Source organism: Streptomyces sp. NPDC057136, from assembly GCF_042670885.1.
GTDB lineage: Bacteria > Actinomycetota > Actinomycetes > Streptomycetales > Streptomycetaceae > Streptomyces.
Window position 1 is genome coordinate 57,506 of the sequence record NZ_JBHUUV010000036.1, and the last position, 24,936, is coordinate 82,441.

22 protein-coding genes, 1 tRNA gene and 2 pseudogenes are annotated in these 24,936 nt (G+C 69.5%); 9 read left to right on the top strand and 16 right to left on the bottom strand.

Going from position 1 to position 24,936, the window contains the following annotated elements; translation table 11 throughout:
* Positions 1-559: 559 nt before the first annotated feature.
* The 9 genes from ACFT7S_RS31510 to galU form a co-directional block, all read right to left on the bottom strand.
* Entirely contained in the window at positions 560-1,417 is an 858-nt protein-coding gene (locus tag ACFT7S_RS31510) for an NAD(P)H-binding protein (protein WP_382737588.1), read from the bottom strand.
* 286 nt (positions 1,418-1,703) lie between these two features.
* A complete protein-coding gene (locus ACFT7S_RS31515; protein ID WP_382737590.1) occupies positions 1,704-2,381 on the bottom strand; it encodes a GAP family protein in 678 nt (225 codons plus the stop codon).
* 213 nt (positions 2,382-2,594) lie between these two features.
* A tRNA-Ala gene (locus ACFT7S_RS31520) sits at positions 2,595-2,668 on the bottom strand.
* Positions 2,669-2,754: 86 nt separating this feature from the next.
* The gene (gene glpR, locus ACFT7S_RS31525; protein ID WP_382737592.1) at positions 2,755-3,975 is read right to left on the bottom strand and encodes a gephyrin-like molybdotransferase receptor GlpR; all 1,221 of its coding nucleotides are present in this window, start codon (positions 3,973-3,975) and stop codon (positions 2,755-2,757) included.
* Between the two features lie 124 nt (positions 3,976-4,099).
* Positions 4,100-4,720: a GNAT family N-acetyltransferase gene (locus ACFT7S_RS31530; RefSeq protein WP_382737593.1), complete on the bottom strand. Its 621-nt coding sequence runs from the start codon at positions 4,718-4,720 to the stop codon at positions 4,100-4,102.
* Between the two features lie 17 nt (positions 4,721-4,737).
* The gene (locus tag ACFT7S_RS31535) at positions 4,738-5,238 is read right to left on the bottom strand and encodes a molybdenum cofactor biosynthesis protein B (protein WP_382737632.1); all 501 of its coding nucleotides are present in this window, start codon (positions 5,236-5,238) and stop codon (positions 4,738-4,740) included.
* A gap of 89 nt (positions 5,239-5,327) precedes the next feature.
* Positions 5,328-5,807 carry a cyclic pyranopterin monophosphate synthase MoaC gene (gene moaC, locus ACFT7S_RS31540; protein WP_382737595.1) on the bottom strand — a complete coding sequence of 160 codons (480 nt, stop codon included), beginning with the start codon at positions 5,805-5,807 and terminating at the stop codon, positions 5,328-5,330.
* A gap of 126 nt (positions 5,808-5,933) precedes the next feature.
* On the bottom strand, positions 5,934-7,244 hold the full coding sequence (gene glp / locus ACFT7S_RS31545; protein WP_382737597.1) for a gephyrin-like molybdotransferase Glp: 1,311 nt from the start codon (positions 7,242-7,244) through the stop codon (positions 5,934-5,936).
* Between the two features lie 4 nt (positions 7,245-7,248).
* On the bottom strand, positions 7,249-8,151 hold the full coding sequence (gene galU, locus ACFT7S_RS31550; RefSeq protein ID WP_382737599.1) for a UTP--glucose-1-phosphate uridylyltransferase GalU: 903 nt from the start codon (positions 8,149-8,151) through the stop codon (positions 7,249-7,251).
* A 94-nt stretch (positions 8,152-8,245) separates the two neighbouring features.
* On the opposite strand from galU, the gene ACFT7S_RS31555 reads away from it, so the two are divergent.
* Entirely contained in the window at positions 8,246-8,872 is a 627-nt protein-coding gene (locus ACFT7S_RS31555; RefSeq protein ID WP_382737601.1) for a 5-formyltetrahydrofolate cyclo-ligase, read from the top strand.
* Here the strand turns inward: ACFT7S_RS31555 and ACFT7S_RS31560 are convergent.
* The gene (locus ACFT7S_RS31560; protein ID WP_382737603.1) at positions 8,859-11,615 is read right to left on the bottom strand and encodes a penicillin acylase family protein; all 2,757 of its coding nucleotides are present in this window, start codon (positions 11,613-11,615) and stop codon (positions 8,859-8,861) included. The two genes, ACFT7S_RS31555 and ACFT7S_RS31560, sit on opposite strands and share 14 nt — an antisense overlap.
* 276 nt (positions 11,616-11,891) lie before the next feature.
* Here ACFT7S_RS31560 and ACFT7S_RS31565 point away from each other — a divergent pair, with 276 nt between their 5' ends.
* From ACFT7S_RS31565 to ACFT7S_RS31595, 7 genes and pseudogenes are all read left to right on the top strand, one after another.
* Positions 11,892-13,565: a potassium/proton antiporter gene (locus ACFT7S_RS31565; RefSeq protein ID WP_382737605.1), complete on the top strand. Its 1,674-nt coding sequence runs from the start codon at positions 11,892-11,894 to the stop codon at positions 13,563-13,565.
* A gap of 293 nt (positions 13,566-13,858) precedes the next feature.
* Positions 13,859-15,139, top strand: a complete 1,281-nt coding sequence (locus ACFT7S_RS31570; RefSeq protein ID WP_382737607.1) for an MFS transporter — start codon at positions 13,859-13,861, stop codon at positions 15,137-15,139.
* 66 nt (positions 15,140-15,205) lie between these two features.
* On the top strand, positions 15,206-15,541 hold the full coding sequence (locus ACFT7S_RS31575) for an FmdB family zinc ribbon protein (protein ID WP_382737609.1): 336 nt from the start codon (positions 15,206-15,208) through the stop codon (positions 15,539-15,541).
* 424 nt (positions 15,542-15,965) lie between these two features.
* A pseudogene (locus ACFT7S_RS31580) lies at positions 15,966-16,169 on the top strand (transposase); the annotation flags it as partial.
* A 143-nt stretch (positions 16,170-16,312) separates the two neighbouring features.
* On the top strand, positions 16,313-17,182 hold the full coding sequence (locus tag ACFT7S_RS31585; protein ID WP_382737611.1) for an S-methyl-5'-thioadenosine phosphorylase: 870 nt from the start codon (positions 16,313-16,315) through the stop codon (positions 17,180-17,182).
* Between the two features lie 205 nt (positions 17,183-17,387).
* Positions 17,388-17,951, top strand: a complete 564-nt coding sequence (locus tag ACFT7S_RS31590) for an RcpC/CpaB family pilus assembly protein (protein ID WP_382737613.1) — start codon at positions 17,388-17,390, stop codon at positions 17,949-17,951.
* Positions 17,952-17,956: 5 nt separating this feature from the next.
* A pseudogene (locus ACFT7S_RS31595) lies at positions 17,957-18,271 on the top strand (MscL family protein); the annotation flags it as partial.
* A 56-nt stretch (positions 18,272-18,327) separates the two neighbouring features.
* On the opposite strand, the gene ACFT7S_RS31600 reads toward ACFT7S_RS31595, so the two are convergent.
* From ACFT7S_RS31600 to ACFT7S_RS31625, 6 genes are read right to left on the bottom strand one after another with little or no spacing between them, the layout of a single operon-like run.
* Complete coding sequence (locus ACFT7S_RS31600; protein WP_382737615.1) at positions 18,328-18,561, bottom strand: hypothetical protein; 234 nt, start codon at positions 18,559-18,561, stop codon at positions 18,328-18,330.
* Between the two features lie 21 nt (positions 18,562-18,582).
* Positions 18,583-19,005, bottom strand: coding sequence for a hypothetical protein (locus ACFT7S_RS31605; protein ID WP_382737617.1), 423 nt, complete (start codon positions 19,003-19,005; stop codon positions 18,583-18,585).
* A complete protein-coding gene (locus ACFT7S_RS31610; RefSeq protein ID WP_382737619.1) occupies positions 19,002-19,706 on the bottom strand; it encodes a Rieske (2Fe-2S) protein in 705 nt (234 codons plus the stop codon). Before ACFT7S_RS31610 ends, ACFT7S_RS31605 begins: the two co-directional genes overlap by 4 nt.
* Positions 19,703-20,305, bottom strand: coding sequence for a 4Fe-4S dicluster domain-containing protein (locus ACFT7S_RS31615; protein WP_382737620.1), 603 nt, complete (start codon positions 20,303-20,305; stop codon positions 19,703-19,705). Before ACFT7S_RS31615 ends, ACFT7S_RS31610 begins: the two co-directional genes overlap by 4 nt.
* A gap of 7 nt (positions 20,306-20,312) precedes the next feature.
* Positions 20,313-22,637 (bottom strand): molybdopterin oxidoreductase family protein, encoded by a 2,325-nt coding sequence (locus tag ACFT7S_RS31620; protein WP_382737622.1) that lies wholly within the window; start codon positions 22,635-22,637, stop codon positions 20,313-20,315.
* Positions 22,634-23,806 carry an MFS transporter gene (locus tag ACFT7S_RS31625; protein WP_382737624.1) on the bottom strand — a complete coding sequence of 391 codons (1,173 nt, stop codon included), beginning with the start codon at positions 23,804-23,806 and terminating at the stop codon, positions 22,634-22,636. Before ACFT7S_RS31625 ends, ACFT7S_RS31620 begins: the two co-directional genes overlap by 4 nt.
* Before the next feature lie 290 nt (positions 23,807-24,096).
* Between ACFT7S_RS31625 and ACFT7S_RS31630 the strand changes: the two genes are divergently transcribed.
* Complete coding sequence (locus tag ACFT7S_RS31630) at positions 24,097-24,843, top strand: DUF6227 family protein (protein WP_382737626.1); 747 nt, start codon at positions 24,097-24,099, stop codon at positions 24,841-24,843.
* The last annotated feature ends 93 nt before the right edge of the window (positions 24,844-24,936 follow it).

The window sequence follows — 24,936 nt, forward strand, 5'->3', positions numbered from 1 at the left end:
AGCGTCGAGATCCACTTCAAGGTCGTCGGTCTCCGTCCAGAAGGCCTCGCACGGTGACGACGCGAACCCGGCACAGCGCGCCGAACTGTGGCGCCTCTGTTCGTCGTTGAGCCCACAGGCCCGCGCCGAGGTGTGGACCGGACACAAGGACGACGTAAAACGCCGATTCCTCGCGTACTCCTCTCCATCACGCTCGCCGGACCCGCCCCATCTGGCAGTACTGGACACGTCCCGGCTTTGTCAGGGCCGCTCTCACCCTCCCCGGCATCACCCGGATCAGGCTGCCCTCAGCTTCAACCCAGCTGCTGCGACAGCGGGTTGGTGCAGGTCTTCCACCTCCACTCGAACCAACAGCGCCTCACGGCGCAAACAGAATGTGTGCCAGAACCTGAGTAGCGACGTCGTCTCGACGCGAGATTGAAAGTCGCACGCCCATGCGAATAGTCGATGTTCACGAGAGCGGGAGTCACCCAGCTTCGTAGGGCGGCGCCGGACGCGGACGCGGCCGTCACCGGTGATCCGGATCCTTCCGCGTCCGTCCCACGAACTACGTGGGGGGCTATGCCGTGGCTGCGGGGTCGGTTGCCGTGAAGACTTCCGCGTGCTCCGCAGCCCACTGTCCGAAGGTGCGGGCCGGGCGGCCGGTGACCTTCTCGACGGTGTCAACGACCGTACGGCCCACCTCCGGGGTGTTCCCGTACGCCTCGATCAGGAAGCCGATCACGTCGTCCGGGTGGCCCGCCGCCCGCCACTGGGCGACCGCCTGCTCCTCGGTCAGCTCGACCAGGGCGATCTCCCGGCCACAGGCTGCGGCAAGCTTCGCCACCTTGTCACCGACGGTCAGCAGCTCGGGGCCAGTGATCACGTACTCCTGGCCCCCGTGCCCCTCCTCGGTGAGCGCGACCGCGGCGACAGCACCGATGTCGCCCTCGTGGACCATGGCGCTCAGCCGGGAGACGAACGGCTCACGGACTGCGCCCGAGGCCACGATCCCGTCCATCCACTCCAGCGCGTTGGCCATGAACTCGACCGGCATGAGTACGGTCCAGTCGACACCGTCGTCGGCCCGCACGGCGTCCTCCAGCAGGGACGGCCCGCCGCCGTGTAGCACGGTGACCCGGCATACGCCGGCCGCGCGGGCCAACTCCAGGATTCGCGGGCCGGTCTCCAACGGGGCGAAGTAGGGCCCGCCGAAGGTGATCAGATGGAGGCCGGTGACGCCCTCCAGGGCCGGGATCAGGCTGTCGGGTTCGGTCAGGTCGCCCTGGACGACCTCGACTCCGACCGGGAGTGCGGCCGTCGCCGCATCCCGGGTGAGGGCGCGGACCGCGTGGCCGCGGGCGAGCAGTTCGGCGACGATCTGGCGGCCGACGGTTCCGGTGGCGCCGGTGACAAGAATCTTCTGCGTCTGTGTCATGGCACGACCGTAGGGAGCCTTTAGGTCAACTTCTGTCCGCAAGGCGCAGTCCAGAAGCTCACCGCAGGAAACCCTCTGCCGACGGTCAAGAAGTTCCGCGAACGTTCACACCGTCATGAGGCCGCAGTGACTTCCGAACTGAAATGACAGCACAGCAGGTTGCCTCACGGCCGCGTCGAGCATGCGCTGTGACTGGATGAGGGTCCGTCCGTGGGGTTCGTGCATGGCGAACGAGTGAACGAAGTCGTTCGGCTTGACGCCTCATCCGTGCTGACGATGGGAGGACTCACTGACCAAGTCCGGTGAGTCCGTCGCCCAGGATGCTGGCGCCCAGAAGGAGGAGCACGATCGCGGTGATCACGGTGCTGTTGGTGATCATGAATTGCCTGACACTGTCCAGGAACGACGCCGCGCGCTGTCCGCCGAGGATATGGATGATGACGGCGCCGAGGACGGTGCAGGATCCGACGAGAACGAAGACGGTGACGGCCACAGTGAGATCGCCATTGTGAGCCCCCGCTTCGACGATCGACGTGGCCGCCGAGGCCGTCAGGACGAGGTTCTTCGGGTTGGCGCCCGACAGCAGCGCACCGAGGAGCAGCGCCCGCGGGGCCGAGACGTCATCAAGTGACGCCATCCAGCGTGGCGTCTCGGTCTCGTTGCCGACACCTGGACGCTGCCACCATTTGCGCGCCCCCAGCACGATGAGGGCCACTCCGGCGAGCACCCGTCCCCAGTCTGCGATCGCTGACGAAGGGCTTTCGGGGTCGTCGGCTCCACCGAACACGACCACAACGAGCGTTGCCACGATCCCGAGCCCGGCGATCCACCCGGCCGTGAACAGCAGGCCGTTGCGCCGGCCCTGTCGGCCGGCCAGGATCAGCACGATCCCGATCAGAGGGAAAGGGCTGAGGGCAACCGCGAGCGCCGCCGGCAGCACGGCTCCAATTGCCTGGATCAGCACAGCGAGGAGACCTCTCGTCGATCAGCAGAGGGTGAAGGACACGTTCGCCGCACCTGCCCCGGTCTGTACCCGGACGGCATCCTGGTCGCCGATCACCAGGCCCTGCCGTGGCATGAGCAGATCACACAACACCGTAAGCAGTGTTGTACTTCACTGCTGCGCGACGCAAAAGAGCCCCTACCGGGTTTCCCCGGTAGGGGCTCTGAGCTGCGGTGGACCTGTGGGGATTTGAACCCCAGACCCCCTCGATGCGAACGAGGTGCGCTACCAGACTGCGCCACAGGCCCTTGCAACGAGTGAAACTTTAGCACCCCCACAGGGGTGCTTGGAAATCCGTTCCCCGCTGGTCAGCGGAGTCGGCGTCCCGGGGGTTTCACTCGTTGGCCGCGCGGGGGCGGTCGTCCTCGTCGTACTGGTCGAAGAGCGGGGTCCGGCCGCGGTCGCGGTTGCGGCGGGACTGGTTGCCGCGCTGGCGTGGCGCCGGGTCCGCCGGGGGTGCGACGGGGTGCGAGGTGCCCGTCTGGGTGGGTTCCGCGGTGCTGGAGCGGGCCGCGCTCCACGTCTCCGGGTCGTTGACCTCGACGCCCCCCGTGGCGCGCGGGGCGACCGGGGCGGTGACGTACGTGGGGAGCGGGACCGGGACGGGCTCCCAGCTGTCGCCCTGGACCCGGCCGCGTTCCCGCTGCTGGTCGACCCATTCCGCGTGGTCCGTCTGCTCGACGAGGGCGCGGCGGCCGGCCTCCTGCGGGGAGACGGTGGGGGCGGGTTCGGGCTGGGGGTGGCGCGCTTCGGGCTCCTCGTCGGGCTCGGCGGGAGCCGTCGTCGCGGGCTGGTGCCTGCGGGGGCGGTTCTCGCGCAGCCGCTGGGCCGCCACCTCCGCCCGGCGCCGGTCCATCGTGAACGCGAACCGGTGCCGCTCCTTGGCGCGCAGATGCACGATGTACGTGCTCAGCAGCACGGCCGGCACGGCGGGGGCCCACAGGAAGCCGAGTCCGCCGACCGCCGCGACGATCGCGCCGAGGGTGAAGGCCAGGAAGAGGACGACGGTGGTACGGCGACGGCGGGCCAGGACCTGCGAGCGCTGGGCCCGCCGGGCGCGCTCGGCGTCCGCACTGGAGGTGCGCGGGCGTCTCACCGGAGCGGACCCCTCCTGGGCTGCGCGCCCCTGCGCCTCCCGGCGCTCCCTGGGCGTGGAATCGGGCGCCTGGCGCTCCGGAGCCGGACGGCCTGAAGCACGCTCCGGAGCGTGCGCCGGGTCGTGCATCCGGGCTTCGGTGTGCGCCGGAGGCGCGGCAAAGGCCCGGACGTCCACGGAATCCATTCGGTCCGTGACCGCGTCCGGGTCGGCGTCGGGCGCCGCCTCCTCAGCGGTGCGCTCCTCCAGCTCCCTGGCGTACCGGCGCTCCATGGCCGCCCGTCCGGACAGCAGCCGGATGGCGGTGCTGAAGCGTTCCGTCGGACGGGCTTCATTGAGCTCGTCCTGCCGGCGAAGCCACATCGGCACCAAGTAGGCGGCCCAGGCCCCGACGATGACTGCGTAGATGAGGCCGCTGCTGCTCACGCTCACACCGTAGAGGGGTTTGCGCGGAGGCATCCGCCAATTGGCCCGGTGTGTCGCACGATCTAGCTGATATCAAGGACTTTTTTTGTGATTGTTCAGATCAACAGTCGACGTTTGCACGTCCGTTAGCGGTCAGGCTGCGATCAATTTCGAACACTTATTTCATTTCGCGGGGAGTGTGCGGGGTACCGGGCCGCGACTGGTGCCAGCGCCGCAGCAGCCCTTCGGGCACCTCTTCCGCGGTGAGCGCGTAGATCAGATGGTCCCGCCACGCACCGTCGATGTGGAGATAGCGTGGACGCACCCCTTCCTCTCGGAATCCGAGTTTCTCCACGACTCTGCGGCTCGGCGCGTTCTCCGGGCGAATGCATACCTCGATGCGGTGCAGTCCGACCGTGCGGAAACAGTGGTCGACGGCGAGCGCGACCGCGGTCGGCATGACGCCCCGGCCGGCCACGCCCTGGTCGACCCAGTAGCCGACATGACCCGAACACATCGAGCCCCAGGTGATCCCGGCGACCGTCAACTGCCCGACGAGCTGGCCCTCGTACTCGATCGCGAAGGGCAGCATCCGGCCGGCGTTCGCCTCCGAGCGCAGATGGCGGATCATCTGACGGTACGTGGGACGCTGCGTCATCGGGCCGCCCGGCGCGGGCGGCGGCACGGTCGCCTCCCAGGGGCGCAGCCAGTCGCGGTTGCGCCGGTTGACCTCACGCCATACGCGCTGGTCGCGCAGTTTTATGGGGCGCAGGACGATCTCGCCGTCGCGGAGCGTCACCGGCCAGGTCGGGACGTTCAGCTCGGGCTCCCCGGTCGTGGGTGGTCGCCGCCGCGGAGCTGGTCGACGGCGTGCACCAGGAGCCGGTTCAGGACCGCGAGTCCGTCGCGTACGCCACCGGTGGAGCCCGGCAGGTTCACGATGAGCGTGCGGTCCGCGACGCCCGCGAGGCCGCGGGAGAGCGCGGCGGTGGGGACCTTGTCGCGGCCCTCGGCCCGGATCGCCTCGGGGATGCCGGGGATCTCGTGGTCGAGAACGCGGCGGGTGGCCTCGGGGGTGCGGTCGGTGGGCGAGATGCCCGTACCGCCTGTGGTGACGATCACGTCGTACCCGGCTGCCGCTCCCGCGCGGAGTGCGGCCTCCACCGGATCGCCGTCCGGGACGACCTGCGGTCCGTCGACGGTGAACCCGAGACCCGTGAGGGCCTCGGCGATGATCGGTCCACCCTTGTCGGCGTAGACACCGGCGGACGCCCGGTTCGACGCGGTGACGACGAGTGCGGCGTACGGGGCGGTCAGGGCGCCGCCGAGCGGGGGCTCCTGCGGTCGCGGCTGTCCGGCCGGCCCGTGGCTGTGGCTGTGCACCTCTCCGGCGCGGGGGGCGGGGGTCATGTCCGCTTCCAGTCGCCGGACTTGCCGCCCGACTTCGCCTCGACCCGAACGTCCGTGATCACCGCGGCCTTGTCGACCGCCTTGACCATGTCGATGACGGTGAGCGCGGCGACCGAGACGGCGGTCAGGGCCTCCATCTCGACTCCCGTGCGGTCGGTCGTCTTCACCGTGGCGGTGATCTCCACCGCGTCGTCGGCGACGCTCAGATCGACGTTGACACCCGAGACGGCGAGCGGGTGGCAGAGCGGGATCAGGTCCGGGGTGCGCTTGGCACCCATGATTCCGGCGATCCGGGCCGTGGCGAGCGCGTCCCCCTTGGGAACACCCTCGCCCCTGAGCAGTTCGATGACGCGCGGTGAGACGAGGACCCGGCCGCTGGCCCTGGCGACGCGCGTGGTGACGTCCTTGTCCGATACATCGACCATCCGGGCCGCGCCCGCCTCGTCGATGTGCGTCAGCCTGTTCTGCGTACTCACTGAACTCCGCCTAGCGGTAGGGCGCCGGTTGCCCGCTCGGCCCGCACCGTGGTGCGGGCCGGGGGGTCCGGGGGGTGTCCCCCGGGAAGGCACAGCGGCAGATACCGTACCGCCACCGGGCGGGAGTCAGCGGAGCAGGATGACCTGGGTCGTCGTGCCGGGCTCCGCGGAGGTGACGTCCTCGGGCAGCACGATGAGCGCGTCGGCCTGGGCGAGCGCGGCGATCAGATGCGATCCGGAACCACCGACAGGGGTGACGGTGCCCGCCTCGGCGTCGTACGTCCCGCGCAGGAACTGGCGCTTGCCGGCCGGCGAGGAGAGCGCCTTGTCGATGGCGAGCGTCGCGGTCACCGTCGGCCGGTGGACGTCTTCGAGGCCCATCAGCGTACGGATCGCGGGCCGGACGAACAGCTCGAAGGAGACGTAACTGGAGACCGGGTTGCCCGGAAGTGCGAGCAGAGGCGTGTGGTCGGGGCCGATCGAGCCGAAGCCCTGGGGCTTGCCGGGCTGCATGGCCAGCTTGCGGAAGTCGATGCCGCTGCCCGGCTCGTCCTCGTCGCCCACCGAGGACAGGGCCTCCTTGACCACGTCGTACGCACCGACGCTGACGCCGCCGGTGGTGACGACGATGTCGGCGCGGATCAGCTGGTCCTCGATCGTGGCCCGCAGCGTCTCGGCGTCGTCGGCGACGGCGCCCACCCGGTAGGCGATGGCTCCCGCGTCCCGGGCGGCCGCCGTCAGCGCGAAGCTGTTGGAGTCGTAGATCTGGCCGCCGGCCAGCTCCTCGCCCGGCTGCACCAGTTCGCTGCCGGTGGACATGACGACGACGCGGGGGCGGGGGCGCACCTTCACCGTCGCGCGGCCGATCGCGGCGAGCAGTCCGATCTGCGGCGGCCCCACGACCGAGCCGGCGCGCAGGGCCAGGTCACCGGGCTGCACGTCGCTGCCCCGGGCCCGGACGTGGGCGCGGGCCGCGGCGGGACGGTGGACGCGGACCTCGCCGCTCGCGCCCTCGGGCGCGTCGCTGTGGGCCCGCATGGTGGCGGCCGGGCCCTCGCCCGTGCCGCCGTCCGTCCACTCGACCGGGACCACCGCTTCGGCGCCCGCGGGCAGCGGGGCACCGGTCATGATGCGGGCGGCCTGTCCGGGGCCCACGACCTGATCGCCGGTCAGTCCTTCGCTGCCCGCCGCGACATCGCCGATGACGGTGAGGACGGCGGGGAACTCCTCGCTCGCACCCTCGACATCGGCGATCCGGACCGCGTAGCCGTCCATCGAGCTGTTGTCGAAGGGCGGCAGGGCGACCTCCACCATGACGTCCTCGACCAGGACGCAGCCCTGGGCGTCGGGCAGTTGCAGCTCGATGGGTTCGAGCGGCTTCACCGAGCCCAAAATGTCGTCCAGGTGTTCGTCCACCGACCAGATCGTGCTGCTCACGGGGTTACATCTCCTCGGTGACATATCTGCGCAGCCAGGTCCGGAAGTCCGGTCCCAGGTCTTCACGTTCGCACGCGAGCCTGACAATGGCACGCAGATAGTCGCCCCGGTCACCGGTGTCGTAACGGCGGCCCTTGAAGACGACGCCGTGCACCGGACCGCCGATCTTCTCGTCCTCCGCCAGGAGCTGCAGCGCGTCCGTGAGCTGGATCTCGCCGCCGCGGCCGGGCTCGGTGTGACGCAGTATGTCGAAGATGACCGGGTCCAGGACGTACCGGCCGATGATGGCGAGGTTGCTGGGCGCGTCGGCCTGGTCGGGCTTCTCCACGAGGCCGCTGATGCGTACGACGTCCCCGTCGACGGTGGGCTCCACGGCCGCGCAGCCGTACATGTGGATCTGTGCGGGATCGACCTCCATCAGCGCGATGACGCTGCCGCCCTCACGCTCCTGGACCTCGATCATCCGGGCGAGCAGCGGGTCGCGTGGGTCGATCAGGTCATCCCCGAGGAGAACGGCGAACGGCTGGTCACCGACGTGCGGCGCGGCGCAGAGCACGGCGTGGCCGAGGCCGCGCGGGTCGCCCTGGCGGACGTAGTGCATGGTGGCCAGGTCGCTGGACTCCTGGACCTTGGAGAGCCGTTCGCCGTCGCCCTTGCTGGTGAGCGCGCTCTCCAGTTCGTAATTCCGGTCGAAGTGGTCCTCAAGGGGACGCTTGTTGCGGCCGGTGATCATCAGCACGTCGGAGAGACCGGCTGCGACGGCCTCTTCGACGACATACTGGATCGCGGGCTTGTCAACGACCGGCAGCATCTCCTTCGGAGTGGCCTTCGTGGCCGGCAGGAAGCGTGTGCCGAGACCTGCGGCCGGGATGACGGCCTTGCTGATCCTGGGGGGCGACTGAGTCATGCGCAGAACCTTAACGGGTGCGCATGGGCGGAAGATGAGCGTCCGGTTAACTTTGTACTTATTTATACCCATACGAGAATAGTGTGAGTGCCCGTTGAATGATGAAACTTCAGGAAAGGCGTCCCTGCGCCGCGAACTGCTCGCCGCCCGAGCCCCCCTGACCTCGCAGAACATCGAGGACGCCGCTGCGGCTCTCGCCTCCTCGGCACTGGAGCTCCCGGAGCTGGCCGGAGCGCGGACGGTCGCCGCGTACGTATCCGTGGGGCGCGAGCCCGGTACCCGCGCGCTGCTCGACACTCTGCGCGCGCGGGGCGTACGGGTCCTGCTGCCGGTACTCCTCCCCGACAACGACCTGGACTGGGCGGCGTACGAAGGACCCGAGCATCTCGTCCGGGCGGGTCGCGGACTGCGGGAGCCGGACGGCGTACGCCTCGGGCCCGCCGCCGTTCTCGACGCCGACGCCGTCCTGCTGCCCGGTCTCGCGGTGGACGGGCGCGGGATGCGGCTGGGGCGCGGCGGCGGCAGTTACGACCGGGTGCTCGCCCGATTGTCCGCGGCGGGCGCCCATCCGGCACTGGTTGTCCTGCTGTACGGGAACGAGGTGGTCGCGCGGGTCCCGGAGGAACCGCACGACCACCCCGTGGACGCCGTGGTGACGCCGGCCGGAGCGCGGCGCTTCACCGAGAAGCCCGGAAGCCCCGGAAGCCCTAAGGCTTCTTGAGCGTCAGGCGGTCGACCGTGGACTGCTCCACCGCATTGGTACCGAAGGACCAGTCGAGCAGTTCCCCGTCCGCCCACTTGTCGGTCTGATCGGTGTAGTGCGAGCTGAACGCGTGCCCGGAGGCCCCGGTGAGGTTGATCCAGCGGGACTTGTCCCAGTCCCCCACGTTCACGATCATCCGCATCGAGGGCACCCAGACGACCTCGTAACCGCCCGCCGCGTTCCAGCCGGTGGCGTTGACCGCGGCCTCGCCGCCGCTCAGGTTCCACGGGCCGCGGTTGAGGGCCCGCTGGAGAAGACCGGGGCCTTCGGTACCGAGGGTCTGGTTCTTCAGGGTCAGCTGGTGCAGCCGGCCCCAGCTCCAGGTGGACATGTCCTTGCCCAGCTTGGCGGTCAGCTCCCAGCGGGCGTCCTCCATGGCCCGTCCGAAGAGGTCGTCACGGCTGTCCAGCGCGTCTTCCCGGCCCTTGGCGGGCACCTTCCACCACTCGTTGTCCGGGTCCGCCACGAGGTTCTGGACGACCTGGAACCAGCGGTCGCCACCGTCCGGCTGCGCCGAGTCCGCGTCACGCTGACCGCACTCGCGTACGAGCCTCTTCTGCTCGTCCACCGGGCCGGTGCTCTTGGCCGGCGGCACGTTCAGACAGTCGCCCTCGGCGCGCAGTTCCTTGGGGAGCTTGTTGCCGAAGGCCAGCTTGAGGATGTTGCGCCAGACCGCGTTGAAGTAGGCGGCGGCCGCCGAGTCGGACTCCTGGGTGTAGTCCCAGCCCTCCAGCAGCTTCTGTGCCTCACGGACGTGCTTGTCGGAGACGCCGATCTTCATCAGCTTGGGCACCAGCAGGGCGGCGATCGCGCTGCTGTTGTCCATCTGCATCTTCTGCATGTCGTCGGTCGAGATCTTCTCGCCGCCGTCGATCTTCTTCGCTATCAGGTCGTTGATCCGCTGGCTGCGGGCGCCGTATCCCCAGTCCTTGGTGAGCATGTGGGGGTACTTCTCGTCGATGACGGCCTGGTTGGCGGTGACGATGTAGCCGCGCTCCGGGTTGTACTCGTAGGGCAGCTCGTCGAAGGGGATCGGCTTCTTCTCCCAGCCGTACTCCGAGGTCCAGCCGGGGCTGGGCAGCGTGCCGTCACCGTTGAGCCGGACCGGAATCTTGCCGGGGGCCTGGTAGCCGATGTTGCCCTTGGTGTCGGCGTAGACGAGGTTCTGCGAGGGCACCTCGAAGTGCTCGGCCGCCGCCCGGAAGCTCTTGAAGTCCTTGGCGCGGTTGATCTCGAAGACGGCGTCCATGGACTTGCCCGGCTCCAGCGCGGTCCACTTCAGGGCGACCGCGTAACCCTCCGCGCGGTCGGGGGCGGAGTTGGTGACGGGGGCCTTCTGGCCGACCTTCTCCAGCTCGTTGCTGCGGTCGGAGACCACAGGGCCGTTATTGGTCTCGCGGACGGTGATGTGACGGTCCTTGCCGCCCGCGACCTTGATGGTCTCCTCGCGGATGACGAAGGGCTTCACCTTGCCGTCGTACTGGTAGCCCTCGCCCGAGACCTTCTCCAGGAAGAGGTCGGTGACGTCGGCGCCGAGGTTGGTGAGCCCCCAGGCGATGTCCTGGTTGTGGCCGATGATGACGCCGGGCATCCCGGAGAAGGTGTAGCCGGCGGTGTCGTACTGGCAGGACGCCGAGACGGTCCGGCAGTGCAGACCCATCTGGTACCAGAGCGAGGGCAGCATCGGCGCCAGGTGCGGGTCGTTGGCGAGCAGCGGCTTGTCCGTGGTCGTGTGCCGGCCGGAGACGACCCAGGAGTTGGAGCCGATGCCGCTGCCGTTCGGGCCGAGCAGCGCGGGGATCTCGTCGAGTGTGTCGGCGAGCGAGGAGAGCTGGGTGCTGAGGCCCTGCGTGGCTCCCGCCGCGGTTTCGGTCCCGGCACCGGAGCCGATGCTGTCCGAGGGCTCGGCCGCCGGGTCGAACGCTCCGGTGACCGGGGAGATCGCGCCCTGCCCGACGATCGGCTGGTGCTTCTCGTACGGGTAGTCCGGGTACAGGTCCTTGATCTGCTTCGCGCTCAGCCTGCTGGTCATCAGGGAGCGGTCGATCTCGTCCTGCATGTTGCCGCGCAGGTCCCAGGCCATCGCCTTCAGCCAGGCGACCGAGTCGACCGGGGTCCACTCGGCGGGCTTGTAGTCGTTGGTCAGTCCCAGTGCCGCGTACTCGACGGAGAGGTCCTTGCCGTCCTTGCCCTTCAGGTACGCGTTCACACCCTCCGCGTACGACTGGAGGTTCTTCTTGGTGGACTCGTCGAGGACGGTGTCGTATTCCTTCTGCGCGACCTGGCGCCAGCCGAGGGTACGCAGGAAGGCGTCGGTCTCCACCTGACCGGAGCCGAACATCTCGGAGAGCCGGCCGGACGTCATATGACGGCGGACGTCCATCTCCCAGAAGCGGTCCTGGGCCTGGACGAAGCCCTGGGCGCGGAAGAGGTCGGCGTCGGAGTCCGCGTAGATCTGCGGGATTCCGTAACTGTCGCGTCTGACATCGACGTCGGCGTCGAGACCGTCGAGTTCGATCGAGCCGGTGGTCTGCGGGTACGAGGCCCGCACCGTGGAAACGGACCAGAACGCGCCGTAGCCGACACCTGCGACAAGCGCCAGCACCAGCACGATCAAGAGCAGGCGGGCGCGTCGCCCCTTCTTCCTGCCGGACTTCTTCGCATCGGAAGAACCGGAAGAGGCGGTTGTGTTGGCGGGCATCGCTGTCCTTCGAGGGGCAGGGTGGTCCTGGGAGTGCAAGGGCAACCATAGGCGCAGCGTGGAAGCCACTCGGACGCGGTATGGAGATGCATCCATATGCGCACCGCTCGCACGAACACTCGAACGCATCAAGAAAGCGTTAAAGATTAGGTAAGGTAACGAAGTACCGACCGCCGGCGCACGGACCGGCAGGCGCACGCAGGGAAGGGACGGACACTGACAGTCCACACGCTCAACGAACTCCTGCTCGTCTGTTCACTCGTCCTGCTCGTCGCCGTGGTGGCGGTGCGCATCTCGTCCCGCAGCGGGCTCCCCAGCCTGCTCCTGTACCTCGGCATCGGTGTCGCCATAGGGCAGGACGGCATCTTCGACGTCCAGTTCGACAACGCCGAACTGACGCAGGTGATCGGCTACGCCGCACTTGTCGTCATCCTGGCCGAGGGCGGTCTGGCCACCAAGTGGAAGGAAATCCGTCCCGCTCTGCCGGCCGCCGCGGTGCTGTCGACCGTCGGCGTGGGCATCAGCGTGGGTGTCACCGCGGCCGGGGCGCACTATCTCGTCGGCCTGGAATGGCGGCAGGCGCTGATCATCGGCGCGGTCGTCTCGTCCACCGACGCCGCCGCAGTCTTCTCCGTACTGCGCAAGGTGCCGCTGCCGTCCCGGATAACGGGTGTCCTGGAGGCCGAGTCCGGCTTCAACGACGCCCCTGTGGTGATCCTCGTGGTGGCGTTCTCCGCCGTCGGTCCCGTGGAGCACTGGTACGCACTCGTCGGAGAGATAGCCCTGGAGCTGGCGATCGGCGCGGCCATCGGCCTCGCGGTCGGCTGGCTCGGCTCCTTCGGAGTGCGTCATGTGGCGCTGCCCGCGTCCGGTCTGTACCCGATCGCCGTGATGGCCATCGCGGTCTCGGCGTACGCGGCGGGCGCGCTGGCGCACGGCAGTGGATTCCTCGCCGTCTATCTGGCGGCGATGGTCCTCGGCAACTCCAAGCTGCCCCACTGGCCGGCCACCCGCGGTTTCGCGGACGGGCTCGGCTGGCTGGCCCAGATCGGCATGTTCGTGCTGCTCGGCCTCCTGGTCACGCCGCACGACCTGGTCGACGACTTCTGGCCCGCGATGGTGGTGGGCCTGGTCCTGACAGTGATGGCACGACCGCTCTCGGTCTTCGTCAGCCTGGCGCCCTTCAGACTGCCGAAACGCGAGAAGGCCCTCATGTCCTGGGCCGGACTGCGCGGCGCCGTACCCATCGTGCTCGCGACCATTCCGATGGTCTCCGGAATCGCCGGCAGCACCAGGGTCTTCAACATCGTCTTCGTCCTCGTCGTCGTCTACACGCTGATCCAGGGGCCGACCCTGCCCTGGCTCGCCAAGGCACTGAAAATCTCCGACGATCCGTCGGAGGCGGCGGACCTGGGCATCGAATCGGCGCCCCTGGAGCGGCTGCGCGGGCACCTGCTGTCCGTCGCGATCCCGGCCGAGTCGAAGATGCACGGTGTGGAGGTCGGCGAACTGCGACTGCCCGCCGGGGCAGCGGTCACTCTCGTGGTCCGGGACGGCACGAGCTTCGTACCGGCACCGTCCACCGTGCTGCGCCGCCGTGACGAACTGCTGGTGGTGGCGACCGATCCGGTACGCGACGCGGCCGAGGCCCGGCTGCGGGCGGTCGGCGAGGGCGGCAAGCTGGCCGGCTGGCTGGGCGCCGGTGGTGAATCCGGGAAACCGGGTGCCGGCTCCAAGACCGGTGCGCGCTCCAGGGCCCGTGGCGGACCGGGACGGCCCGGGCGTCGGGGCGGCTCGGGGCGTTCCGGTGGGTCCGGGCGGTCAGGCGGATCGACCCGGGTGGGCAGTGCGAAGGTGCCGCATCTGTCGAAGCTGGCGAAGAAGCTCGTCAAGGGCATCGGAGCCGTATCGGGCGGCAAGCAGTCCGACTCCACCAAGGCGCACCACTGACTCACAGGTCCAGCAAGGGCACCTGCGCGCAATCACAGGCGCGCAGGTGCCGCTGCCTGTACGATGAAGGAAATCTGATCGACCCAACCCGATCGACCACCTCTGCCTGACGCAGAGCTGGCGCGACCGTATGGCGGTCGTGGCGTCCCTTCGCCTCTGTAGCGAGCCGCCCGGCATCTACCGCAGTTCCGCGCGAAGAGGACAGCTCTCGGCAGCTCCCGCACGAGCCGCGCACCATGCGTGGCGGACGTGCCGCAGGAGCCAAGCCACCAGGCAGCAGAAAGGCAAGGACCGTGGCGTCCACGGTCTCCGACCGCCCCGGTTACGGGCAACTGCTGCGCACCCCTGGTGCGTGGACCTTCCTCCTTCCGGGCTTCGCCGCACGGCAGCCCTTCGCGATGCTGACCATCGGCATCGTGCTTCTTGTGCAGCACACCACCGGTTCGTACGGCAGCGCCGGCGCCGTTGCGGCCGTCTCCGGCGTCTCCATGGCGCTGTTCGCACCGCAGGGCGGCAAGCTCGCCGACCGTTTCGGCCAGCGGGCCGTCCTGCTGCCCGGTGTGGTGGTGCACGCCGCGTCCGTGGGGGCGCTGACAGCGCTCGCGCTGGCCGACGCACCCCTGTGGGTGCTGTTCCTCGCCGCCGTGCCCACCGGCGCCTCCATCCCGCAGGTCGGGCCCATGGTCCGGGCCCGCTGGGCCGCTGTGCTGGGGGCCGCACCCGGCCGCCCCGCCTCGCCGCTGATGGCGACGGCCGCCGCCTTCGAATCGGTCACGGACGAGTTCACGTTCGTCGTCGGACCGGTTCTCGCCACCGCGCTGTGCACCGGCGTGCACCCGGCGGCCGGTCTGATCACGGAAGCCGCACTGACTCTCATCGGCGGTCTGTTCTTCGCGGCGCAGCGCTCCACCCAGCCCGCCCCGCGAGGCGCCGCCACCGCCGAGGCCCCGCACAGGTCCGCGCTGTCCGTACCGGGCGTCCGGGTGCTCGCCATCACGTTCCTCGGGATCGGCGCGGTCTTCGGCGGAATGCAGGTCTCCCTGACGGCGTTCTCCGAGGAGATCGGCCGTCCGGGTGCGAACGGTCTGCTGTACGGGATCTTCGCCGCCGGCAACATGCTGGCCGGAATCGCGTGCGGCGCCATCGCCTGGAAGAGCAGCCCCCGGCGTCGCCTGATCGTCGGATACGTGGCCCTGACGCTGACCGCGTCCGGGCTGTGGGCGGTGCACTCCGTGCCGCTGCTCGCCGGTCTCGGACTGCTCGTCGGGCTCTCCATCGCACCCGCGCTGATCAGCGGTTACACCCTGGTCGACGCACTGGTTCCGGCGTCCGCGCGGACCGAGGCGTTCACCTGGCTGACGGGCGCGGTCGCGCTCGGCCAGGCGGGAGCGGTGACAGTGGCCGGACAGCTCGCCGACCGGCATGGCGCGAGCACCGGATTCGTGGTCCCGCTGGTGGGGACCGTGCTGGCGCTGGCGACCCTGCTGGCGCTGCGCTCACGGCTGGCCCCGAGTGTCCCCGGACGCCTGGTGGCACGTGGTGTCGGTCACCGCCGGCCGGTCACGGTGGACTGATCGAGCGGAATACGTCAGTATGGAGCGTCGTTAGCACTCATTGAGTGAGAGTGCCAGGAGGATCAAGTGCCGACCTATCAGTACCAGTGCACCGAATGCGGCGAGGGCCTCGAGGCGGTGCAGAAGTTCACCGATGATGCCCTGACCGTGTGCCCGAACTGCGAGGGACGCCTGAAGAAGGTGTTCTCGGCGGTCGGCATTGTCTTCAAGGGTTCCGGTTTCTACCGGAATGACAGCCGCGGCTCCTCGTCGAGCAGCACGCCGGCTTCGTCGCCCGCGAAGGCGTCTGATTCCGCTTCGTCCTCGTCGTCGTCGACGACCGGGTCGGACTCGAAGTCGACGGCGTCTTCGTCGTCCTCCTCGTCCGCGCCGGCTTCGTCGAGTGGTACGTCGGCTGCCTGAGCCCTCGTACGGACAAGCTTCAACAGGACCCCGTCGATCTTCGGATCGGCGGGGTCTTCGTGTTGGTCCACGCGGGGTACACAGGGACCAACTTGCTCCGCAATTCATGCGTAGTCGATCTTGAGGTTGTGGAGTACGGCGACAGCGCGGGTGGTGTCGTTGAACGTGTTGCCGCGTCTGCGGTGCTGGCGTAGTACGCGGTAGTCCTGAGGCAGGCGATGCCGTGTTCGGCTCGCGCCCGTCGTCTGGCGAACGGCTTGCTCCTGCTTCTTGTTGGTGATGACTTCGGGTGCTCTGCGGTACGCGCCGTCCCTGATGGCCAGGTGGTGCTTGGTGACCCGCTCGCCATGGTGGCGCGGAAGACGATGACGTCGTTGCGGTTGCCGGTCCAGGCGTCGCCTACGGCGATAGCGCGGCGGTCGCGGGCACCGCAGGTGAACTGCACGTTGACGCTGCGGCGGTAGTTCTTGGAGCACCCTGGAACACCCCCGACGCACAGACGGTGACCGAGACCCGTCTCTACGGGACAGCCACTGCCAGGGCCTGGGACCGGCTCCACCCGCGACTGACCCACCGTTCGGCCTGGACGGCCCAGCTGGGCGCCCTGCCGGTGATCGAGGGCACAGTCTCCGCAAACCACTGGACAGCGGAACCGAGCAACCCCGGATGAGTCACGCTTGCGTGGCCACACCGGAAAGCCCGGTCCCCGCACCGCGTGCAGTCCACAGCTCACCCTCTGGTGAATTGCGGATCAAGTCTTAGTGTGACCACATGGTTAACGAAGCTGGTACAGAAGTAGGGAACGCGTCGGGTGGCGCGGACATCGGTGTGATCGGCGGCTCGGGGCTGTACTCCTTCCTGGAGAACGTCACCGAGGTCCGTGTGGACACCCCGTACGGGCCGCCCAGTGACTCGGTCTTCCTGGGCGAGGTCGCCGGACGCCGTGTCGCGTTCATGCCCCGCCACGGACGCGGCCACCACCTGCCGCCGCACCGCATCAACTACCGGGCCAATCTGTGGGCCCTGCGCTCGGTCGGCGTGCGCCAGGTACTCGCGCCGTGCGCGGTGGGCGGACTGCGGCCGGAGTACGGGCCCGGGACGCTGCTCGTACCGGACCAGCTGGTGGAACGCACCAAGGCCCGCGCGCAGACGTATTACGACGGTGAGATGCGGGCCGACGGCGTGGAGTCGAATGTGGTCCACCTCGGCTTCGCCGATCCGTACTGTCCCCATGGCCGCAAGACCGCTCTCGCGGCAGCGCGCGGGCGCGACTGGGACGCCGTGGACGGCGGGACGCTGGTCGTGGTCGAGGGACCGCGCTTCTCGACCAGGGCGGAGTCGCGCTTCCACGCGGCGATGGGCTGGTCGGTGGTCGGGATGACCGGACATCCGGAAGCCGTGCTCGCCCGCGAACTGGCGCTCTGCTACACGACGCTGACGCTGGTGACGGACCTCGACGCGGGCGCCGAGGCGGGCGAGGGCGTCTCCCACGGGGACGTGCTGAAGGTGTTCGCCGCCAATGTGGACCGGCTGCGGTCGGTGCTGTTCGACGCGGTGGCCGGGCTGCCGAAGACTGCGGACCGCGACTGCGCCTGCGCGCACGCACTGGACGGGATCGATACGGGGATCGAGCTGCCGTAGCCGCGCGGGGCCGGCCGTGTGGCCGGTGTGGCGTGTGTGGGTGTCGGAGATTTCCACAAGCTGTGCGCTGTCCACAGGGCTCAGCAGGATGTTCTCGGACGGTGGATCGTGAGGGGAGTCCGGCGGGGCAGCCCGCCGGGCTCCCCTCGTTGTTCTTCCCTCCGGACGTCCCGCGCGGATGTCCGCCACGGCAGGTGGTGCAGCCATGTCCCCGTCCATTCCCGACGTACCAACTCCCTCGCTCCCCGCGTCGTGCGGGGTGCCTCCGTTCCCTCCGCTGCGGGTGCGCGGGGGTGGCGCACACCGGCTGCGGCGTGCGTTGCGGCGACAGCGTCGCGCCATGGCGGCGGGGCTCGCACTGACCGCTGCCGCGCTGGCCGCTCCGGGGCTGGGTGCTCCGGGCTCGGGCGCTACGGGTCCGGGTGGTGAGGCGGGTGCGGTGGCCGTGCCGGGAGCGGCGGCGCAGAGGTCCGTGCGCCTGGTGTCGGCGCCGGTCCGGATCGCCGATGCCGCGACGGTCCGGCTGCTGCGGCCCGGCGACCGCGTCGATGTGATCGTCGCCGACGGCGCGGACTCCGACGCACGTGTGGTGGCGAAGGGGGTGCGGGTGGCGTCCGTACCGCGGCCGGCGGAGGACACGGTCGCGGACGGGCCGGACTCCGGGGGCGGCGCACTGGTCGTGCTGTCCGTGGAGCGTGACACCGCAACGGCGCTGGCCGGTGCCGGGGCCTCGGGACGGCTGGCAGTGGCGGTGGCACATGCGCACTGATGTTCTGCCTGAAGGACCCCTGCGCCACGAATCCGGAGACGGGCGAGACGGAGGGCATCGAGATCCTGTGGGGGTCGGTGCTCAGCGCGGCTCTCAGCTTCCTGATCACGGCCGCCGTCGTCTACTTCCTGATGGTCCTGCCGATGGCGAAGTACCTGGCCAGGCGGGCCGCGATGCAGGCTGCCAAGGAAGGCGTGCAGGAGACGCTGGAGGTCAGCGAGCTGGAGGTGCTGAAGGAGATCCGGGACGCGCTCCTGGTGCAGCAGCGCGGCGGTGCGACCGGCGGCGGTGCGACGGACAGCAGGGGGAGCGACGAGTAGTACGGCATTCGGCGCGGCACGCCGCGGCAGAGCGAGGAAGGGCGCGGCGGCGGGGCTCAGATGTGGTGGGGCGGTTTCTCGTCGAGGAAGCGCGCCAGATCCGCGGCGCTGCCGCCGCTCGGAGTCCGCTCACCCCACCCTCGGTCCGTGTCGTCCGAGGACTGCCGGTCCAGCGGATCGTCGAAGACAAGAGCCGACGTGGGTTCGGACTCCTGCGGCGGCTGCTGCTGATGCTCCTGCGGCTGCTGCGGCTTCGAATCTCGCGGTCCGTGGGCGGGGGCGGTGCTCATATCTCCAGGATACGGCGGTGGTCAACGGTCCTTCGGGTCGAGCAGCCACAGTCCGAGAACCACGACGAACGAGAGACAGAGAAAGCCGGCGCCCCACCAGGCCGTACCGGTGTTGCCTTCCATCCACTCGTCGACGACGACCGTCAGTCCCCAGAGCTGGCCGATGACCACGGTCATCGCGAGAGTCAGCCGGGCGGTCAGCTTCGCGGAGCGCTCGGGTTCCTGGTCGGTCCCGGCGCCCGGTCCCGGGCCTGTGCGACGGACGCGCGAGTCGCCGTATCCGCTGGTGGGGCGGATCTGCGGATACCGCTCGCGGACGGGCCGGTTCAGCTCGGGGCGGGCGCTGCCCGGGTGATACTCCGGGTACCGCGGGCCCTGCGGTGGCTGTGGGCTCTGTGGTGGGCGTGGGCTCTGCGGGTCGGGGGGCTGGTGGGGTTCGGTCATGTCCGCCTGCCAAGGGTTTCGGCTTCGGTGGCGTCCGTACGGGACGACGCGGCCCGGGGCGGTGACTCGGCGCCGCCCCCGGTGCCCGGACAGCCGATACGGGCGGCGAGGCCGGGGTCGTCCTTACCGATCTGCCGGCACAGACCGTCCTCGATACTTTCGCCGGAGCGCGTCGTGGCGATGGCCCACACACTTCCGTCGGTCCGCTCGGTGACCACCACCTTGGGCAGTCCGCGCGGGGGCGGACCCGCGGTGACCTCGCCGGTCCTGGCGTCGAAGATGCCCTCGTGGCAGGGGCAGTACAGCTCGCCCTCCGTGCCCCGGTCCTTGCGCCAGAGCACGGCGCAGGCGAGATGGGTGCAGACGGCGGAGTAGGCGACAAGGGTGCCGTCGTTGAGCCGTACGGCGACCGCCCGGTCCTCGTCCCCCGGGTAGCGGAAGGCGATGGACTCGCCGGGCAGGAGCTCCTGGGTGACCTTCTTGGGTTCCGGCTGCTTGCCGTCCTCCTCGTCTCCGTGGCGGTGCAGGATGCCGCCGGCCACGCCGAGCCCGCCGATCGCGAGACCGCCGGAGACGGTGGTGACGATCCGGAGGTAGTCGCGCCGGGTGGTGAGGGAGTCGGCGGCGATCCTGTCGTGCAGGGCGTCGCGCTCGTCGCCGGTACGCCGGTCGCCGCCGGGCTGCTGGTCGGTGACGCTCATCGGCGGACGTCCTTGCCGTTGATCTCGACGACGGGAAGACCGCCGGGCACGGGCCACTGCACTTTCTCGGCGGGGACGACCATGGCCACCCCGGTCCGGACCTCGGTCTCGCCGAAGACGAAGGTGTCGGCGACCTGCACTCCGGGGCGCTCCGCCCGGAGCTCCTCGATCGTTCCGTAGAAGAGCGCGCCCGTCGGGCAGACGGTGGCGCACATGGGGGCGAGTCCGTAGGCGGTGCGGTCGTAGCAGAGGTTGCACTTCATCTGGAGCTTCGCCTGGAGGTCGATCTTCGGGACGCCGAAGGGGCAGGCGTTGACGCAGTTGGAGCAGCCGATGCAGCGGGTGGTGTCGGCCTGCTGCACCACCCCGTCCGCGGTGATCAGGATCGCGTCGGCGGGGCAGACCTCGGCACAGGGGGCCACCGGGTCCTCGCAGTGCATACAGACCGTGGGAAGGGAGGCGACGGACTGGCCCTCGTCGGTGTAATCGAGGTGGATCATCGATTTGCCGCGGTGCGAGTCGCACTCGCGGCAGGCGGAGACACAGGCCTGGCAGCCGATACAGCGCCCGGGGTCGATGAAGATCGTCTTGCCCATCATGCGGGCCTCAGCTCCTCTCCGATGTGCCACGGCCCTGGGGGGCCGTGGGCGGCAGCGGATCAGTACGGGAGACCTGGGTCTCCGGGTAGGCGACCTGCCCGGGGGCGACGGGCGGCGCGGGGACCTCGTCGATCTGCGCGGCGTGCTCGATGCGGCAGGCGCACACCTTGTACTCGGGGATCTTGGAGCGGGGGTCCAACGCGTCGATGGTGAGGGCGTTGGCCGCGGTGGGGACCGGCCAGTGGTAGGGGATGAAGACGGTGTCGGGGCGGATCGCCTCGGTGACCAGGGCGGGGAAGACCTCGCTGCCGCGCCGGGTGACGACGCGGACCGGTTCGCCGTTGCGGAAGCCGTGGGAGGGGTGGATCTCCGCCCAGGGGCGCGGGGTCTGTTCGACGAGGGCGCCCAGACGGCGGGTCTGGTTGCCGGAGAGGAAGTGGGCGACGGTGCGGCCGGTGGTCAGGGACATGGGGTGCTCGTCGTCGTACGGGTCCATCGGCGGGTGCCACTCGACGACCTGCATATGGATCTTGCCGTCGGGGTGGTAGGTCTTCCCGTCCTCGAAGAGCCGGGGGGTGCCGGGGTGATCGGTGGTGGGGCAGGGCCAGGCGATGCCGCCGGTCTCCTCCAGCCGTTCGTAGGTGATGCCGTAGTAGTCGTTGACCGTGCCCGCGGAGGCGATCCGCAGTTCGTCGAAGACCTCGCGGGAGTCGGCGAACGCGAATTTGTCGCCTGCGCCGAGGCGCCGGGCGAGCTCGCACATCACCCAGGTGTCGGTCCGTACACCGGGCGGCGGATCCTGGGCCTTGTTGTGCTTGACCACGCGGGCCTCGGCGTTGGCCATCACTCCTTCGTCCTCGGCCCAGGTGGTGACGGGGAAGACGACATGCGCGTTGGCAGCGGTCTCGGAGAGGAAGAAGTCGAATTGGGCGTGGAATTCCGTGGCGTCGTACCCCTCCTTGACCACCTTGTAGTTGGGGAGGGAGACAAAGGGGTTGTTGCAGATGCCGATCAGTCCGCGGATCTCGCGGCGCTGCATCTGCCAGACCATTTCCATCATCGAGGTGCCGGCCTGCGGGAGTTCGGACTCCTCGATGCCCCAGATCTCGCAGATCTGTCGGCGGTGTTCCTCGTTCATGATCGAGCGGCCGCCGGGCAGGAGGTCGGACTTCTGGCCGTGTTCCCGGCCGCCCTGCCCGTTTCCCTGGCCGGTGATGGTGCCGTAGCCGGCACCCGGTTTGCCGATGTGGCCGGTGGCCGCGCAGAGGTTGATCACGGTGAGGCAGTTCTCGACGCCCTGCGAATGGTGCTCGATGCCCCGGGCGTGCCAGGCCATGGCCTTGGGGGCGCGCGCGAAGGTGCGGGCGACCTGGACGATCTGTTCGGCGGGGATGCCGCAGATCTCGGCGGCGCGGGCGGGCGGGTATTCAGCGGCCTTCGCGCGGACCTCGTCCCAGCCGGTCGTGTGGTCGGCGAGGTACGCCGTATCGGTGAGGCCCTCCTCGACGACCACGTTGAGCACGGAGTTGAAGAAGGCCGAGTCGGTGCCGGGCTTGAGCGCGACGTGGATGTCGGCGGTGCGGGCGATCGCGGTCTCGCGCGGGTCGATGACGATCAGGCTGGCCCCGCGGTCCCGGGCTCCCCAGACGTACTGGGTCATCACGGGGAAGCATTCGCCGATGTTGGAGCCCGCGATCAGCAGGCAGTCGGTGAGCAGGATGTCGGAGAAGGGGTTGCCGGCCCGGTCGATGCCGAAGGCGAGCTTGTTGGCGCCCGCGGCACTCACCATGCAGAGGCGCCCGTTGTAGTCGACGTGCCGGGACTTGAGCGCGACCCGGGCGAATTTGCCGACCAGATACGTCTTCTCGGAGAAGAGGCTGGCGCCGCCGAGGAGCCCGAAGGCGCCGTTGCCGTGGGCCCGCTGGATGCGCTTGATCTCGGAGACCGTGAAGTCGAGCGCCTCGTCCCAGGAGACCTCCCGGAAGGCTTCGTCACGGGACCGGCGCATGAGCGGGGCGGTGAGCCGGTCGGGGTGGTTGACCTGCTGGTAGGCGTTGATGCCCTTCGGGCACAGGCGCATCCGGTTGATGTCGTGGTTGCGGGGTTCGACGCCGAAGACCTTGCCGGCGCGGTCGACGCGCAGATACATCCCGCACTGCACCCCGCAGAAGCAGCAGTGTGTGGGGACGAGCGTCTCGCCGTTCTGGTCGGCGTGCCACTGGTCGGCCGGAATCCCGCCCGCGTCACGGAAGCCCCGGGTGCCGGGGGGTGCGAGCGAGGGGTCGAGAGGGATGGCCGTACGACGGTCGGCGGCGGGCGTATCCGCGGTCACTTGAAGCCCTTCTTGACCTGGGTGAGATAGGCGCTGCCGCGCAGCACCCGCTTGCAGCGCGGGCAGTATTCGGCCCACTCGTCGAAGCCGAGCCGGAGGTCGCGCATGGTGCCGCGCAGGTTCTCGACGTACGGGGCGGTGTCGATGGGTTCCTCGCAACGGCGGCAGACGAAGACCTTGTCGTCCCTGTGGCCGGTGTACTTGAACAGCTGCATCCCGACGGCCGCAGGGCGCTGCACGATGTGGAAGAACTTCCCGAACGGGATGTAGATGAGGGTGAAGACCACCGACACCATGTGGAGGATCGCCAGGAACTGGTAGCCGCCGCCGTGCAGGAAGATCGAGGAGAACGTGAGCAGCAGCCCGGTGACGGAGATGACGATGAGCGCGATCAGCGGCACCATGTCGTAGGCGAAGCGCTGACCTGTGCCGGCGCCGCGGTCCTTCATCCGGCGCCAGAGGAAGTACGAGGCGCCGGGGATGACGAGAGCGGCGGCGATGTCCAGGCCGTGGAACATCAGCCAGCCCAGGATGTTCAGCGCGTCGAAGCCGAGGACCTTGAAGCCCCAGATGCGCATCTCGTAGCCGGGGCCCGAGCCGTTCCCCGAGGTGAAGGTGAACCAGCCCCAGGTCAGCGGGAAGGTGATCAGGGAGGCGAGGACGCAGCCCCAGAAGATCAACTGGTGGGCGGCCCACCGGGCGTGCGAGCGGGCGCCGAGGAACTTCTGGAAGCCCAGATAGGTGGCGATCATCTTCGGCAGGGCGGTGGGGGCCTTACGGAAGTTGTCGACGGAGAAGAGGCTGCGCCGGCCCTGGGTGAAGAGGCGCCGGGCGCCGGGTGCGGAGATCCAGACCGTGTAGCGGTAGGCGACGCCGAAGGCGAGGAAGACGGTGGCCACGGAGTACGGGAGGAGTGCCGAGTCGAAGTTCCGCAGCATGCGGCTGCCGAACACGATCCCGATGATCAGCAGAACGGAGACCGCGACACCGGCCGCGGTCGCCCGTGCGGTGACGGAGCGGTGGCCGGTGGCCTCGGGGTGTTCCGGGCCGGGGGCGGACGGCAGGACGTCGGCCCGACCGAGAGACCCGGGAGATCCCGGAGATCCGGGAGACCCGGTACGGGCACCGGAGGCGGGCTGCTCCGCGGAAGCTTCTGATGGCTCGGTCACCCGGCCACCGTATGACCGTATAGGTCTATTGGTCCCGTTTTGCATGGTTACGGAGTGAGCGCGTCGTACGGACACCCGGCGGCACTCGCACCTCGTCGACGCCCGGAGAAGGCGAAAGGGGAGGCCCGACTCCCCCTCAGGGCAGGGAAGTTCACCCGAAGTACCCGAAAAGTCCCGGGAACTTTTCGCGTGTGCCCTACGTTTTCCCGATCCCCGGTCACGATGTCAGACCCAGGGACTACGTTATGCACGCACCAAGTAACACGCGGCGACGGCCTGGAGACAGCACCTTGAGCGATCCGTACGAGACAACCGAGCAGCACCTCGAGCGACTCCTGCGACGCGCCCTCAACTCTTTCGACCTGCCCGACAGCACGGTCGAACAGCTCGGAAGCGCGCTGGCGCACAGCAGCTCCCTGCATTCCTCCCACCACAGCTCGGTCCTGCACCGCGAGACGTACCGGCACACCTATCTGCTTCCCGACGGCTCCGCACTCTCGCTCTGGGAGCTCGTGCACAGCAGCGGCCGGGACATCACTGCTCCCCGCCGCCACGAGCTGTACGACGACGAGGCGGACGCACACGTCGCGGCGGTGCGGCTGGCCGGCAGCTTCTCCGACGCCCAGGCCTTCGGCGACGAGAGCCCGCACGGCGACCTGGAGATCCTCACGGTCCTGATGTCCGCTCCCCCGGTCCCGCTGCCCCGGATGTACGCCCCGGACAACTCCGCGGACCACGCGCGCCGGGTCCTGCGCCGCGCGGAGAACGGCGACCGGCCGGGCGAGGAGACCGCTCGTCTGCTGCGGGCCGCCTTCGCCCACCACATCACCCAGATCTTCGGCCGCCAGTGCCGCGTCGACGGGCGGGACGCCGGTTTCACGCTGTACGAGCACGCGTTCCTGCTCCTGGACGGCAGCGAGACCTGCCTCTGGGTGGTCGAGCACACGGCCACACCCGACGGCCGTCACATGTGCGAGGTGTACGGGGACGAGCACGCCGCACGCCAGGCCATGGAGAGCCGCACACGCATCTGCTGACGCGCGCTTCGTGACGCTCGACCGCGCGCGCCGTGACGTACCGACCGCGCGCGCCGTGACGCACGACGGCCCGTGCGCCTCCGTCATCGGAGG

Excerpts from the sequence above, each read along its gene's own strand:
- ACFT7S_RS31510 (WP_382737588.1), bottom strand. The coding sequence starts at position 1,417 with ATGACACAGACGCAGAAGATTCTTGTCACCGGCGCCACCGGAACCGTC.
- glpR (WP_382737592.1), bottom strand. The coding sequence starts at position 3,975 with ATGCCTCCGCGCAAACCCCTCTACGGTGTGAGCGTGAGCAGCAGCGGC.
- galU (WP_382737599.1), bottom strand. The coding sequence starts at position 8,151 with ATGACTCAGTCGCCCCCCAGGATCAGCAAGGCCGTCATCCCGGCCGCA.
- ACFT7S_RS31560 (WP_382737603.1), bottom strand. The coding sequence starts at position 11,615 with ATGCCCGCCAACACAACCGCCTCTTCCGGTTCTTCCGATGCGAAGAAG.
- ACFT7S_RS31585 (WP_382737611.1), top strand. The coding sequence starts at position 16,313 with ATGGTTAACGAAGCTGGTACAGAAGTAGGGAACGCGTCGGGTGGCGCG.
- ACFT7S_RS31590 (WP_382737613.1), top strand. The coding sequence starts at position 17,388 with ATGTCCCCGTCCATTCCCGACGTACCAACTCCCTCGCTCCCCGCGTCG.
- ACFT7S_RS31600 (WP_382737615.1), bottom strand. The coding sequence starts at position 18,561 with ATGAGCACCGCCCCCGCCCACGGACCGCGAGATTCGAAGCCGCAGCAG.
- ACFT7S_RS31605 (WP_382737617.1), bottom strand. The coding sequence starts at position 19,005 with ATGACCGAACCCCACCAGCCCCCCGACCCGCAGAGCCCACGCCCACCA.
- ACFT7S_RS31610 (WP_382737619.1), bottom strand. The coding sequence starts at position 19,706 with ATGAGCGTCACCGACCAGCAGCCCGGCGGCGACCGGCGTACCGGCGAC.
- ACFT7S_RS31615 (WP_382737620.1), bottom strand. The coding sequence starts at position 20,305 with ATGATGGGCAAGACGATCTTCATCGACCCCGGGCGCTGTATCGGCTGC.